Annotated in this window: 12 protein-coding genes; 9 read left to right on the forward strand and 3 right to left on the reverse strand. The window is 57.6% G+C overall.

The genetic code is table 11. The features are described from left to right. The first annotated feature begins 23 nt into the window (after window positions 1-23). Window positions 24-1,103 carry a bifunctional transcriptional activator/DNA repair enzyme AdaA gene (locus tag BN3795_RS07365; RefSeq protein WP_068784037.1) on the forward strand — a complete coding sequence of 360 codons (1,080 nt, stop codon included), beginning with the start codon at window positions 24-26 and terminating at the stop codon, window positions 1,101-1,103. After that, complete coding sequence (locus BN3795_RS07370) at window positions 1,078-1,875, forward strand: isocitrate lyase/PEP mutase family protein (protein WP_068784038.1); 798 nt, start codon at window positions 1,078-1,080, stop codon at window positions 1,873-1,875. Before BN3795_RS07365 ends, BN3795_RS07370 begins: the two co-directional genes overlap by 26 nt. A gap of 1,271 nt (window positions 1,876-3,146) precedes the next feature. Here the strand turns inward: BN3795_RS07370 and pcp are convergent. After that, the gene (gene pcp, locus BN3795_RS07375) at window positions 3,147-3,755 is read right to left on the reverse strand and encodes a pyroglutamyl-peptidase I (protein ID WP_068784039.1); all 609 of its coding nucleotides are present in this window, start codon (window positions 3,753-3,755) and stop codon (window positions 3,147-3,149) included. Between the two features lie 309 nt (window positions 3,756-4,064). Between pcp and serS the strand changes: the two genes are divergently transcribed. From serS to BN3795_RS07405, 6 genes are all read left to right on the forward strand, one after another. Continuing rightward, window positions 4,065-5,357 carry a serine--tRNA ligase gene (serS, locus tag BN3795_RS07380; protein WP_068784040.1) on the forward strand — a complete coding sequence of 431 codons (1,293 nt, stop codon included), beginning with the start codon at window positions 4,065-4,067 and terminating at the stop codon, window positions 5,355-5,357. A gap of 77 nt (window positions 5,358-5,434) precedes the next feature. Next, on the forward strand, window positions 5,435-6,550 hold the full coding sequence (locus BN3795_RS07385; protein ID WP_068784041.1) for a C40 family peptidase: 1,116 nt from the start codon (window positions 5,435-5,437) through the stop codon (window positions 6,548-6,550). Window positions 6,551-6,661: 111 nt separating this feature from the next. Further along, window positions 6,662-7,375 carry a guanylate kinase gene (locus BN3795_RS07390; RefSeq protein ID WP_232729868.1) on the forward strand — a complete coding sequence of 238 codons (714 nt, stop codon included), beginning with the start codon at window positions 6,662-6,664 and terminating at the stop codon, window positions 7,373-7,375. 250 nt (window positions 7,376-7,625) lie between these two features. Beyond that, window positions 7,626-8,009, forward strand: a complete 384-nt coding sequence (locus tag BN3795_RS07395; RefSeq protein WP_068784042.1) for a GntR family transcriptional regulator — start codon at window positions 7,626-7,628, stop codon at window positions 8,007-8,009. After that, the gene (locus BN3795_RS07400; RefSeq protein WP_068784043.1) at window positions 7,999-8,901 is read left to right on the forward strand and encodes an ATP-binding cassette domain-containing protein; all 903 of its coding nucleotides are present in this window, start codon (window positions 7,999-8,001) and stop codon (window positions 8,899-8,901) included. The genes BN3795_RS07395 and BN3795_RS07400 overlap by 11 nt, the downstream gene beginning before the upstream one ends. After that, on the forward strand, window positions 8,873-9,589 hold the full coding sequence (locus tag BN3795_RS07405) for a hypothetical protein (RefSeq protein ID WP_068784044.1): 717 nt from the start codon (window positions 8,873-8,875) through the stop codon (window positions 9,587-9,589). The genes BN3795_RS07400 and BN3795_RS07405 overlap by 29 nt, the downstream gene beginning before the upstream one ends. A 174-nt stretch (window positions 9,590-9,763) precedes the next feature. Here BN3795_RS07405 and BN3795_RS07410 read toward each other — a convergent pair whose 3' ends face one another. Further along, complete coding sequence (locus BN3795_RS07410) at window positions 9,764-10,480, reverse strand: ArsR/SmtB family transcription factor (RefSeq protein ID WP_068784045.1); 717 nt, start codon at window positions 10,478-10,480, stop codon at window positions 9,764-9,766. 113 nt (window positions 10,481-10,593) lie between these two features. Between BN3795_RS07410 and BN3795_RS07415 the strand changes: the two genes are divergently transcribed. Then, window positions 10,594-11,223, forward strand: coding sequence for a flavin reductase family protein (locus tag BN3795_RS07415; RefSeq protein ID WP_232729869.1), 630 nt, complete (start codon window positions 10,594-10,596; stop codon window positions 11,221-11,223). 475 nt (window positions 11,224-11,698) lie between these two features. Here BN3795_RS07415 and BN3795_RS07420 read toward each other — a convergent pair whose 3' ends face one another. After that, window positions 11,699-12,760 carry an LLM class flavin-dependent oxidoreductase gene (locus BN3795_RS07420; RefSeq protein WP_068784046.1) on the reverse strand — a complete coding sequence of 354 codons (1,062 nt, stop codon included), beginning with the start codon at window positions 12,758-12,760 and terminating at the stop codon, window positions 11,699-11,701. Window positions 12,761-13,648 lie beyond the last annotated feature (888 nt).

The following is a 13,648-nucleotide window of genomic DNA, read 5'->3' on the forward strand; positions in this document are numbered from 1 at the left end:
AAGCCAAGGAGGGCTGACCCTAGATGATTCCCGTCGAACGAAAGGAAGAATATTATCAAGCGTTGCTGGAGAAAAATACGGAATACGAAGGGGTATTCTACGTCGGCGTCAAAACCACCGGCGTGTTCTGCCGCCCCACCTGCCCAGCACGAAAACCGAAATTCGAAAACTGTGAGTTTTACGAAACGGCCAAGGAAGCGCTGCTCGCCTCCTACCGTCCTTGCCAACGTTGTCGTCCGCTATCCCATCCGAACCGGGTATCTGATTTGGTTCGTCAGCTCGTGGAAGCGGTGGAAGCTCATCCGGAGAAGCGCTGGAGGGACGAGGATTTCCGGCAGTTGTCCGTCGACGCCTCCACCGCGCGCCGCCAATTCAAGAAGCGCTTCGGCATGACCTTCGTCGAATACGCTCGCGCCCGGCGCATGGGCCTGGCACTGGGGAACATTCGCTCCGGGCTGCCGGTGATTGACGCCCAGCTCTCTACGGGGTACGAATCGAGCAGCGGATTCCGGGACGCATTCTCCCGAATTATGGGGGCTGCGCCGACCCGCCTGGAAGAGAGCAAGGTACTGCGGGCTGCGTGGCTCGATACGCCGCTGGGGCCGATGATCGCCATCGCCGATGAGGAGGCGTTGTACCTGCTGGAGTTCGTCGATCGCCGCGGGCTTGAGCGCGAAGTCGAACGGCTCCGCCTGCGGACGAAATCGGCGGTGATCCCCGGCGTCACCGGCCCCATCCGCTCGATCGAGCGGGAACTCGCCCTGTACTTCGAGGGGCGATTGACCGAGTTCGCCACCCCGCTGCGCCTGCTCGGCACGCCGTTTCAGCAGCAGGTCTGGGCTCGGCTCCGCGAGATCCCTCCGGGGGAGACGCGCTCGTACGCCGAGCTGGCGGCCGAGGTCGGTCGTCCGACAGCCTTCCGCGCGGTTGCCCAGGCCAACGGGGCGAATCAACTCGCCCTCGTCATCCCCTGTCACCGCGTTATCAACGCCAACGGGGATCTTGGGGGATACGGCGGCGGACTGTCCCGCAAAAGCTGGCTGCTCAAGCATGAGCAACGGAAGGGGGAGTCGTACGATGTCTACTCGAACCACGCGAATTGAGCAGGCTCGCCGGTTTAAGGCACGGCATGTGCCCGGACAACCTCTGGTGCTGTTTAATGTCTGGGATGCCGGGAGCGCCTTGGCGATGAAGGAAGCCGGGGCCGAGGCGATTGCGACGGGAAGCTGGTCCGTCGCCGCAGCCCACGGCTACGAGGACGGCGAGAAGCTGCCTTTCGAGCTGGTGTTGGCCAACCTGGAGCGGATTGTCCGCGTGATCCCTGATCTGCCGGTTACGATCGACATCGAAAGCGGGTATGGATTGAGCGCGGCCGAAGTTGGTCAACACGTACGTCTCATTCTTGAAGCCGGAGCCGTTGGCATCAACCTCGAAGATCAAAAAATCGGCGGGGAAGGCTTGTACAGCGTGGAGGAACAAAGCCGGCGGATCGCTGCCGCCAGGGAAGCCGCGGAGGAAGCCGGCATTCCCCTATTTATCAACGCTCGCTGCGATGTGTTCTTTCAACCCGATGCCGCCGCCGTGCCCGGGGATGCGCAGATGGATGAGGCGATTCGCCGTGCTCGCGCTTATGCAGAAGCTGGGGCGGACGGGATCTTCCTGCCGGGCCTGAACGAGCCCGAGCGGATCGCCTTGTTGGGCCCATCGAGCCCGCTCCCGCTGAACCTCATGGTTGGCACGGCGGCATCGCCTTCGCTGCGCGAGTTGGCAGCGTTAGGTGTCGCCCGGGTCAGCTACGGGCCTCATCCTTATTTGCAAGCGATGGATGCCTTCCGGGAAGCCGGGCGTAAGGTGCTGCTGCATGCAATACAGTAGATGAACCCAAAAAGCAGCACAGGATGTGTTAACCGGCCCTACGGGCGCGGGGAAGGCGTCACGGCCATAGGCCTTCCTCCTCAGGGAGGGGGAGAAATGTTGTAAATCAGGCAACATTTCTCCCGGGTGGCAAGGCGATAGGGGTAGAATGTTGCAAATAATGCAGCATTTTTGCCCCTTTTCGCCTGAATCCCATCAAATTGTTGCACATTATGCAACATTTGGGCCTCGGTGCCTCCGATCGACGCACAAATGCTGCACTTTTTGCAACTTTTCCTGATCTTACACCGCCAGCCAGGCCTCTCCTACCCTGCCTGTTCCCTGACTAGCAACTTTCTCACCTGTGACCGTCTGTCTACTGCCTCTCTACTACCCATCTACTAACCACCCTCTACTGACCGCCTACTACCCATCTACTAAACTATCTACTCCCCACCTACTCTCCATCATCTCCTCCGTCTGCCCCTTATTCACTCGCTGTGTTCCACCTATTGCCATCCACCTGCTTAGTTACATCCTTCCGCCTGTGCTACCATCTGGTAATTACTTGTTTGCCAACTACAAATGTTGTAAATCAGGCAACATTTCTCCCGGGTGGCAAGACGAAAGGGGTAGAATGTTGCAAATAATGCAGCATTTTTGCCCCTTTTCGCCAGAATCCCATCAAATTGTTGCACATTATGCAACATTGGGGCCTTGATCCCTCCGATCGACGCACAAATGTTGCACTTTTTGCAACTTTTCCTGATCTTACACCGCCAGCCAGGCTTCTCCTCCCTGCCTGTTCCCTGACTAGCAACTTTCTCACCTGTGACCGTCTGTCTACTGCCTCTCTACTAACTATCTACTAACCCTCTACTGACCACCTACTACCCATCTACTAACCACCCTCTACTGACCACCTACTACCCATCTACTAAACTATCTACTCCCCACCTACTCTCCATCGTCTCCTCCGTCTGCCCCTTATTCACTCGCTGTGTTCCACCTATTGCCATCCACCTGCTTAGTTACATCCTTCCGCCTGTGCTACCCCCTGGTAATTACTTGTTTGCCAACTACAAATGTTGTAAATCAGGCAACATTTCTCCCGGGTGGCAAGACGAAAGGGGCATAATGTTGCCTACCGCCTATTACCTGCCTGCCCGCAACACATCCACCTACCTCCCGACTACCTGCAACACATCCGCCACCTACCATCTACTTGCCCACCAACTACCTGCCCGCCTCCAGCTTATTCGCCTCCCTACCAGCTTGCCCACTCTCCAGAGCTAGGCCTCCAACCCCTCAATCGCCACCTTCAATCCAGCGATGAGCTGCTCCAGTGACAGACTTGGGGTGCCGGGATGGCGCTCTGCTTGCTCCGGCAAGTAGGGGACATGGATGAACCCGCCCCGGATCGGCTTGCCGCTGACGGCGATATGGTGCATCAGCCCATAAAACAGGTGGTTGCACACGAAGGTGCCGGCCGACAATGACAGCGATGCGGGGATTCCCACGGCCCCCAGCCGATCCGCCAGGCGCTTGACCGGCAGCGTGGTCCAATACGCTGCCGGGCCTTCCGGCACAACCGGAACGTCGACCGGTTGGTTTCCCGCATTGTCGGAAATGGCCGCATCGCTTAAGTTGACCGCGATCCGCTCGAACGAGATCCCCTCGCGTCCACCCGCCTGTCCCAATGCGATCACCACCTCCGGTTCCGTTTCCTTAATCGCCTCCAAGAGGCGCTCAAGGGATTGGCCGAACACCGTCGGCAGCTCCAGACCTACAACCTCATAAGAACCGACCTCGCAGCCCCGCAGCCGCCGCACCGTTTCAATCGCCGGATTGATGGGTTCGCCGCCAAAAGGCTCGAAGCCGGCAAGCAGTAACTTTTTCATCCCGCATCCTCTCCCTCTTGAACATCGTGGTTCATTTACGTTATACTGCTATACAAATCAAATTTCGGAATTATGCCTATGAAGAGCATCCAACTCGGAGGCGTTTTCGTCAAGGGGAGCCCGTGTATCCTACGCGCGCACCTCTCCCCCTAAGCTAACCGGGTCCGCCCGTTACCGCGGAACTAAAGAGGATTGAACCGGACCTGCCGGTTTGATCAATTTGGGTGGCACCGCGAGTCGATCAGCGCTCCTCGTCCCAATCGGACGAAGAGCGCTTTTTGTATTTTCACGAAAAGGAGCGGATCACTCATGTTAGACATCAAATGGATTCGGGAGCACCAGGAACAGGTTCAAACGGCGGCGGCGGAAAAAGGGATCAGGTTGTCGGTCGCGGAGCTCTTGCGGTGGGACGATCAACGTCGGGCCCTACTGAGGGAAACGGAACGTTTGCGGCAAGAGCGCAACCGGCTGACATCGCAGATTGAGGCCTCCCTGCGGAAGCAAGAGCAGGGCGCGGCTGCCCCATTAAAAGAAGAGGTCAAACAGCTCAACCGGCGGCTTAGCGGGCTCGTGAAAGAACTGGAGGAAGCCGAAGGCGAGTATCGACAGCGGATGCTGCTTGTCCCGAATCCGGTCTCGCCGGACTCGCCCAAGGGTCGATCGGATCTCGACAATGTCGAGGTGAAACGGGTCGGCGAACCGACGACCTTTGCGTTTGCCCCTCGCGACCACGTCGCGTTAGGCGAGCTGCACCAACTGATCGACATCCCCCGCGGGGTCAAAACGGCCGGCGCCCGCAACTACTACTTAAGCGGCGCAGGGGTGCTGCTTCACCGGGCGGTGCAGCAACTGGCCGTGGATCTCCTTGCGGCCAAAGGATTCACCCTGCTGGAGGTCCCGTTAATGGTTCGCTCGGAGGCGCTCGTGAACACCGGATTTTTCCCGCTGGGCGCGGATCAGACGTACCGGATGGCCGATGACGACCGCTGGCTGGTCGGCACCGCCGAGGTTCCGCTCGTGTCGTATTACGACCATGAAATCGTGGACGTCGCCCATCCGATCAAGCTAGCCGCGGCGTCGCTGTGCTTCCGCAGCGAAGTTGGCTCGGCAGGCCGGGACGTGCATGGCTTGTACCGCGTGCATCAGTTCTCGAAGGTCGAGCAGGTGGTGCTGTGCGAAAACAATCTGGAGCTATCGGAGCGTCTATTTCAGGAAATCACCCGGAACGCCGAAGAACTGCTTCAACTGCTGGAGCTCCCTTACCGGGTTATGGCGGTGTGCACCGGCGACATGTCGCAAAAAACCTATAAGCAATACGACATCGAAACGTGGATGCCCAGCCGCGGGGCTTATGGAGAGACGCATTCGTCGTCGCAGCTGCTGGATTTTCAGGCCCGTCGTTCGAACATCCGCTATAAGGACACCGACGGCATGCTGCAATACTGCTACACGCTGAACAACACCATGGTTGCCTCGCCGCGTATCCTGATTCCGTTATTGGAAAATCATCAGGAGGAAGACGGCAGCATCCGAATTCCCCTTGCTTTGCGCAAATATATGAATGGCCTGGAGCGCCTGACGCCGTTGGAGATGCAGGGGTAGGAAACATTTCCCACACAACAAATCCGCGCAGGTTTCGTCCAATTGTATAAATCCATCCAGAAAATAGGTGATTTAGAATGACGAAACCGAACAACTCTAAAATACTCGGATTCACCTGGCTGCTGGCCGCTTCTCTCATACTGTCTGCCGAAGCAGGAACGGCCGGCGCGGAGCCCGCAGGCGTTGCAGCTTCGGGAGCCGGGACCAAGGCGGCGAGTCCGACACCCCAAACCGCCTCCATCTCGACAGGCCGCATCGCCATCGAACTCGACGGGAAGCTGCTGCAGCCGAAAACGCCGCCAACCTTAGTAAACGGAAGCGTTCTGCTGCCGATCCGCGACGTTTTTGAAGCGCTGGGGGCCAAGCTCGGCTGGGACGATGCCAGCAAGACCGTCACGGCCACCAAAGGCCCAATGACGCTCGTATATCGCATCGGCGACACTACTGCGCAGCTGAACGGCCAGACCTTGACGCTGCCCGTGCCCGGGCAGATCAAGAACGGTTACACGCTGGTGCCCCTGCGGTTTGTAAGCGAAGCGCTGGGCTGCGAGGTCGTCTGGGATGGCGATCACCGTACGGTGCGGATCACCTCGACTCTCACCTACGAAACCACCGTTGCGTGGGGCGTCAACCTGCGCAGCGCGCCGGATGCAAGCAGCGAAGCGGTCGACGAGGAATTGCTCCCCGCGGGCAGCAAGCTGCATGTCGTTCGCGAAGCCGGCGCACTCTGGCTGGAGGTCCGCACTCCGGACGGGCGCTCCGGTTATGTCTCAGCCAAGCCGAAGTACACGGACTACCGCAGCAATGCCCTGGCGGACAAGCAGGCGGATGAGCTGATCGCCTATGGCAAAACGTTTGAAGGCACGCCGTACGAATTCGGAGCGTCCCCTGACCAGACGAAGACGTTCGATTGCTCCTCTTTTGTGAAACGGGTATATGGGGACATTCTCTCGATCGAGCTTCCGCGCGTGTCCTATAACCAAGCCAAGGAAGGCACGGAGGTCGGCCTGGACGAGCTGCGCAAGGGAGATCTGCTGTTCTTCAGCGCACGCGGGCTGGACATCGGCCATGTCGGCATTTACATTGGGGATGATCAAATTTTGCACACCTATTCCAAGGAGCAAGGCGTCCATATCGAGGCGTTCGACGGTCAGTGGAAAAAGCGCTTCGTCACCGCGCGGCGTGTATTTTAAGACGGCGGCCTGGGTTGAGTGCCGGACTGTAACCGGACCCGGAGTACATTCAAGTTATTCTTCCTTTCTGCCGACATAGGAAGTATAGACGTTGGCGAAGGAGGTGAATCCGTGCGGTTCTGCCGGCAAGCAAATGAACCCAAGCCGGTTAACGCGCATGGAGACGCGATGTGGAAATGGCTGAAAGGCTCGAAAACAACTTCTGGCGCTACCCGCAGCAAGGCCGAAGCACCTGATAAGCCGGGCGGTACAACCCAGGAGGAGAATCACATCCCGAAGCCCAAGGTGATCGTCATTACCGGCACAAGCGGCTCCGGCCGCAAAAGCATTGCCAAGCAGCTAAGCACGGACCTTAACCTCCCTTATGTTCTGCCCTATACCACGCGGGCGATTCGCTCTGGGGAGCGGGATGGCGAGCATTACCATTTCATCGCCGAAGCGGATTTTCAAACGATGGTAAGCAGACAAGCGTTCAGCCAGCAGGTCCGCCTGGAACGCGGCAGTTACGGAATCGCGGAGCGCGAGCTGGTCGATGCGCTGGAGCAGCGAGGGGCAGCGATCGTTGTTGTGAATCACGAAGGCTTGCAAGACTTGCAGAAGCGATTCGGACCGCAGGTCATCCGAATTTTCCTGTATGTGACGAAGGAGGACATTCGGCTGCGCGAGGAACGCGAGGGAGCGCCGCCCGAGGTGATCGAGGAGTACTTGCGAAATTACTCCGAACAGGTTGTTCACAAGAAGGAATCGGATTACTTGCTGCAGAATCTGGATCCCGGCTTAACGCTGGGGAAGATCAGGGATTTTTTGCAGGACAAAATTATTTAAAGGGTAAACGGGTTATCCCGGTCGATCAGGCTGGGGCGGCCCGTTTTTTTTGTGCTCAGGGCGGACTGTGCGGCAAGCGTTAGAGATGAAGCCGCCGCTTCTCGGAGCGAAAAGAAGGAGGACTGCGGAAGGTGTTTGGGGCGAAGTTAGGCATTTAGTGCTTGACGGGGTGGAGTTTTATTCATATAGTTATATACATGACTATATAACTATATAACAAACAATCAAAAAGCACGGAGGTGAATTCCCGTTGAATCCGTCTTTTGACGACAAGAAGCCGATTTTTCTGCAGATCAAAGAGCTCATTGAAGACCAGATTGTGAACGACCAGTTGAAGGAACATGAGCAAATTCCGTCAACAACGCAGCTGGTGCAATTTTACAAAATCAATCACCTGACGATTGCCAAAGGCATTAATCTGCTGGTCGACGCCGGTATTTTGTACAAGAAGAGGGGGGTTGGCATGTTTGTGGCCGAACAGGCGAAGGAAATGCTGCTGACGCAGCGCAGGGAGCGGTTTCTCGATGAATACGTCCTGCCGATGATGCGGGAAGCCGCGAAGCTGGGGATTCACGAGGATGAAATGAAACAGCTGATTACGAAAGCGAAGGAGGGTGTCCTAAATGAGCCTTGATGTGAGGTTAGAGCAGGTAAATGTCCATTTCGGCGGTCATCGCGCTCTAGCGGATGTGTATTTGGAGCTGGAAGCCGGGAAAATTTACGGACTGCTGGGTCGAAACGGGGCGGGCAAAACCACCCTGCTCTCGCTGCTGGCCGCTTATATGGAGCCCACGTCAGGGCGGGTGCGCATCGGCGGACACAACCCGTTTGAGCATGCCGAGACGATGGCCCGGATCAGCTTCGTCTATGAAACCAACTACAGTGAAGAGAGCGAGAAAGTGAAAGGCCTGCTGAAGGCGGCTGAGCGATACCGCCCCCATTTTGACCGGGCGTATGCCGAGGAGCTGGTGCGGTTGTTCGGCCTCCCGCAGGACGTGGCGATCAAGAAGCTCTCCAGCGGGATGCAATCGGCGCTGAATGCCGTCATCGGGCTGGCGAGCCGAACACCGGTAACGATCTTTGACGAGGTCTACCGCGGGATGGATGCGCCAACTCGGGAGATTTTCTATAAGCAATTGCTGGAGGACCAGGCCCGCCATCCGCGCACGATGATCCTGTCCACTCACCTGGTCTCAGAGATGGATTATTTGTTTGAGGACGTGGTGATTTTGCATAAAGGGCGGGTATTGCTGAAAGAGCCGATCGACCAACTGCTGGAACGTGGTGCATCCATTACCGGAGCGGCGGCGGACGTCGACGAGTTCGTGCACGGCATGAAGGTGTTGAACGTTCAGCAACTCGGCGGAACGAAGGCGGCGATGGTCTACGGGGAGATCGATGAGCCCCGGCGCAGAGTCGCTGCGAACAAAGGACTCGATATCGGGCCGGTTCCGCTGCAGGATTTGTTCATCCATTTAACCGGGGAGGTGGGTTCGCATGACCACGAAATCGAATTCGAGCAGTAAAGCCCAGCCCATCCGTCATGCCAACCGCGGGCTTCGGGTAGCCGCAGACATGGCTCGCACCCAACTGACCTGGGCCGCCTGGTTTCTCTGCTTCGTGACCCTGGTCTATGTGATCATTGAAGTGAACGCGCAAAACTTCATCACGCTAGCTTTTCAACCGTCCAAAATGTTTATGCTCGTCATCGGAATTGTATCGGTGTCCGGCTTCTTGAACTTTTACGCCAGACTAGGGGTGACGCGTACCGCTTATTTCTACGGCTCTTCTCTGGCCGCAGCAACGGTTGCTCTGGTTCTGATGGGAGGTGTAGGGGTCCTCGGCAGCTTGCAGCATTGGCTAATTCCGGCTCCGGAGAAGGTTTCCATCCTGGGGGAGAACGATTCCTGGCTGCTTACCGTACTCGTGTATATGCTGAACGCCCTGGTGTACTATTTGGCAGGGTATGTGATCGGCATCGGCTTTTACCGGTTTGGCAAGTTCGGCGGAATGCTGTACATCGTCCTGGCTCTGGGGATTCTGGCGACTTCCGAGGCCTTGTGGGACAGGGAGCTTAAGGATCTCATTAATCGCGTTGTGTATATCGGCGAGCTCCCGCTAGGGGTTTCATTGCTGGGTTCGTTACTACTGATTGGCGTCGCTTTGGGGATTATTGGGGCTACAATGAAAAGGGTGCGGATCAAAATAAAATAATCGGGCCGCGTTGCCCAAGGAGTAAACCTGGGGGCAACTACCAGAAACGGCGGGGCGCACCTGCAGTAAGGCTAGCGATGCGCTGCGGAGACGAAGGTCAAACAGCCAAAAAACCATCTCACTTGTAGGAGATGGTTTTTGGCTGTTTCGTTGATCTCTTGATGTACACAAGAGCTAGCCGGCTTCTTCCTCTGCGTCCAGGTCCAACGCAAACACGTCCTTCAAACCGGTGCGCCCCTGTGCGGTAACTTTGACCGCCCGGCTCTGCGGACTTCGCTCCACCCATCCCAATTCAAGCAGCCGCTCCAGCAGCGCGTTGCCCAGCGCACCGGCCAGATGATGGCGGCGCTCGCTCCAATCGAGACACTTGTGGGAAAAAGATCGTCGTTTATTCCTCGATTGTTCGAGGTTGACCCCGAAGTGATTCAGAAACGCTGCGCCCTCTGCGGTCACCTCAAACGCTCCGTCTCCTTCGGCGAGAATGCCTGTGCGCACCAGGCTTTGTGTCAGGCGAACTCCAAGGCTCCCTGCCAAATGGTCGTAGCAGGTTCGAGCATACCGAAGCGCTTGATCTTCCGTTGCCTGCCGCAGCGACCTGACCGGTGCCGGCGGGGCGATGGACAGCAAGGACTCCATGACCCGGGCGACTTCCGGGTTCGCGATGCCGTAATAACGGTGGCGGCCTTGTTTCTCGACGGCAACCAGTCCGGCCTCCGTCAGTTTGGCCAAATGAAAGCTGGCCGTCTGCGCCTGAACTCCGGCCATTCGCGCCAGCTCGCCGGCCGCATGAAATCTCCCGTCCAGCATCCCCGTCAGCATCGCCGACCGGCTGGGATCGCTGACTAGCGAGGCGATGGCAGCCGCTGGTGATGTTGGTGATGTCGCTCCCATCACGTATGAGACCCCCCTTTCGCGTTCAAATGGTATTCCATATTTCGATGACGATGGTAATGTTGCCATTATACAATAAGCGGGAATCCATTGAAAACCAGGAGGGAATTCATTTGTACTTTTCTAAAGCGACAACTCCGTCAGACGACACTTTGCTCATTCAGCCGAAAATATTGTATTATGGAACGCCCGTTGTCCTGCTCACAACGTTAAACGAAGACGGGAGCACTAATATCAGCCCCATCTCATCTTCTTGGGCCCTCGGCGAACACCTCGTCCTTGGCATCGGGCTGGGCGGCAAAGCCGCTGAAAATCTGCAGCGCTGCCCGGAATGCGTAATTAACCTGCCCGATCCATCCATGTGGGAACAGGTCGAGCGGTTAGCCTCCACAACCGGACAAACCCCCGTGCCAAGTGAAAAAGCAGCGCAAGGTTTTGTCTATCAAAAGGATAAATTTGCGATCAGCGGCTTGACTCCGCACCCTTCCCAGCAGGTACAGCCCGTACGTATCCGCGAGTGCCCGCTGCAAATCGAAGCCGTCGTCGAGGACTTCCGTGTGCCGGACTCTGCACCCTTCTTCGCGATCGTCCAAACCCGGGCCGTAGCCGTTCATGCCCGCCAGGACCTAGTCATCGGCGACCATCACATCGACCCTCGCCAATGGAGCCCGCTGATCTATAACTTCCGCCATTACTTCGGCCTTGGCGAGCCGATAGGGAAGACGTTTCGAGCGGAGGTGTGAGGGGACGGGTGTGGAAACAGGGGCGGATGTGGGTATAGGTGCAGTGTGGGTCAGCGAGTACGGTGCGGGTATGGCTGCAAGTACGGGGAGGTGCTGGGGGCGAGTATAGGTGCAGTGTGGGTCAGGTACAGTGTGGGCTAGGTGCAGTGCGAGTACAGGTGCGGTGTGGGTCAGGTACAGGAGGAGCTGGTAAGGTGCGGGTGAAGGTCTGGGGCAGGTAAGGACGTTGGAGTAGGTGCCGGGGCGGGTACGAGAGTAGGTGCCGGTGGAGGTCAGGCGCGAGTGTAGATCAGGTGCAGATGTGGGATCGGGTGCAGCTAGGGCTAGAATACTGGAACGGCACCAGCACAGTGCGGGTGCCAGTTTGGTAGTGGCACTGTACTGGCATCGGCACCAGTACCGATACTGACCAGGCTAGGCTAGGCTAAGCCTGGTCAAGATCTGGTTCCTGCGGAGCTGTACGCTCCCCTTCCCTTTACTCCGTATCCCCGCCGGCAGCTTCCCAACGGGCGATTTCTTCGCGCACCCGCGGAGCTACCTCCGTGCCGAGAAGCTCTATAGAACGCATGACATCCTCATGCGGCATCGTCCCAAGCGGACAGTGCAGCATGAATCGGGTGATACCAACCTGTTTGCGCAGGTAAATAATCTTGTTCGCCACCGTCTCCGGATCGCCGACATACAGCGCTCCTTCCAGGCTGCGGGCTGCATCGTAGCTGGCCCGGCCGTAGTGGCCCCAGCCGCGTTCCCGTCCGATCACGTTCATGGCTGCCTGGGTCGAAGGGAAGAACTTTTCCACCGCTACGTCTTGGCGTTCTCCAACGAAGCCGTGCGAATGCGAGGCGACTGTCAGCTTCGAGACATCATGCCCAGCCTGAGCGGCGGCACGCTTGTAAATCTTCACGAGCGGTGCAAATTGAACCGGCCGGCCGCCGATGATCGCCAGCACCAACGGCAGGCCGAGCACTCCGGCACGAATGACGGATTCGGTATTGCCTCCGCTGCCGATCCATACCGGAAGCGGATTTTGCACAGGACGCGGATAGACGCCCAAGTTGTGGATCGCTGGACGGTGCTTGCCTTGCCAGGTTACTTTTTCCGACTCACGCAGTTTCAGCAGCAGATCCAGCTTCTCCTCGAACAGTTCTTCATAGTTGTTCAAATCGTACCCGAACAGCGGGAAGGACTCGATAAATGAACCCCGGCCGGCCATAATCTCCGCGCGCCCATTCGAGAGGGCATCCAGCGTTGCGAAGTCCTGGAACACTCGAACCGGATCATCGGAAGACAGCACGGTAACGGCGCTGGTCAGCCGGATGCGGGACGTCTGCGGCGCTGCCGCGGCCAACACCATCTGCGGCGAGGAAGCGGCATAATCTTGACGATGATGCTCCCCGACGCCGAACACATCCAGTCCGACTTTGTCGGCCAGGACGATCTCCTCTACCACCTCGCGCAGCCGCTGCGCATGACTGATCAATTCGCCTGTGACGACATCCGGCGTTGTTTCCACGAACGTGCTGATTCCGATTTCCATGTTTCGTTCCTCCGCTTCATCTTGTTAACTATATTTTTGTATTTTACTATACTTTTGTTATTTGAGCAAAAGAAATGCGCAGCTCCGGCGGCCCATCGTTCATAAGCTGCACGCTCCGGGCTTCTACTATACGCAGGACCGCGCTTGGAAGGGAAGTTTGTAGCAGGATTGAGTTGTGCGGGGTGACTTTGTGCGAGGCGGAGTTTGTGACTGGGATGAGTCTTTGGCTGGGTAGAGTTTAGTTTGCGGTAGGACGAAGTTTGTGCGGGGTGGAGTCGGCAAGGCAGAGTTTGTGCGGGGTGAAATTTGTGCAAGGCGGAGTTTGTGACTGGGATGAGTCCTTGGCTGGGTAGAGTTTAGTTTGCGGTAGGACGAAGCGTGAGGCAGAGGGCGGTGAACGAGGCTTGGCAGAGGGACATAGGATACGGTGGTGGAGTCGTACACGAGAGAGAGTCCTTAAGGGCGGGCATGTTCGGGAGGCGGCAGGACTCGGCGACGAAGGACTTGTCCCCTGGGCTGGTGCCCGTAACCGTAGCCTTCGGTCCCAAACCGGCACCTTCCTGCGAGGGATACGCAATGAGGGCAAGCCGGTGTGTGCCCGCAGAGTGAAGTCCGCACGCGGGCGGGTGGATGCCCCGAAATGTTGACTTTTGTGCAACATTTCGGGGGGACTGGCGGGCCGGGCGAATGAAATGTTGCATAAAGTGCAACATTTATCAAACATACGGCCGCCGAAGGGCAAAAATGTTGAGGTTTTTGCAACATTTGCCCCGTAGGGGCCAAAAGAAAGGGAGAAATGTTGCAGGAAAGACAACATTTCTCCCTTTGGGCCGAGCGGGCGAGCCGGGGCGCGGCGCTCGTGAAGGTGGGGCACCCCGCGGGTGCCCC

Origin of the sequence: Paenibacillus phocaeensis (assembly GCF_900021165.1) — a bacterium.
GTDB lineage: Bacteria > Bacillota > Bacilli > Paenibacillales > Paenibacillaceae > Fontibacillus > Fontibacillus phocaensis.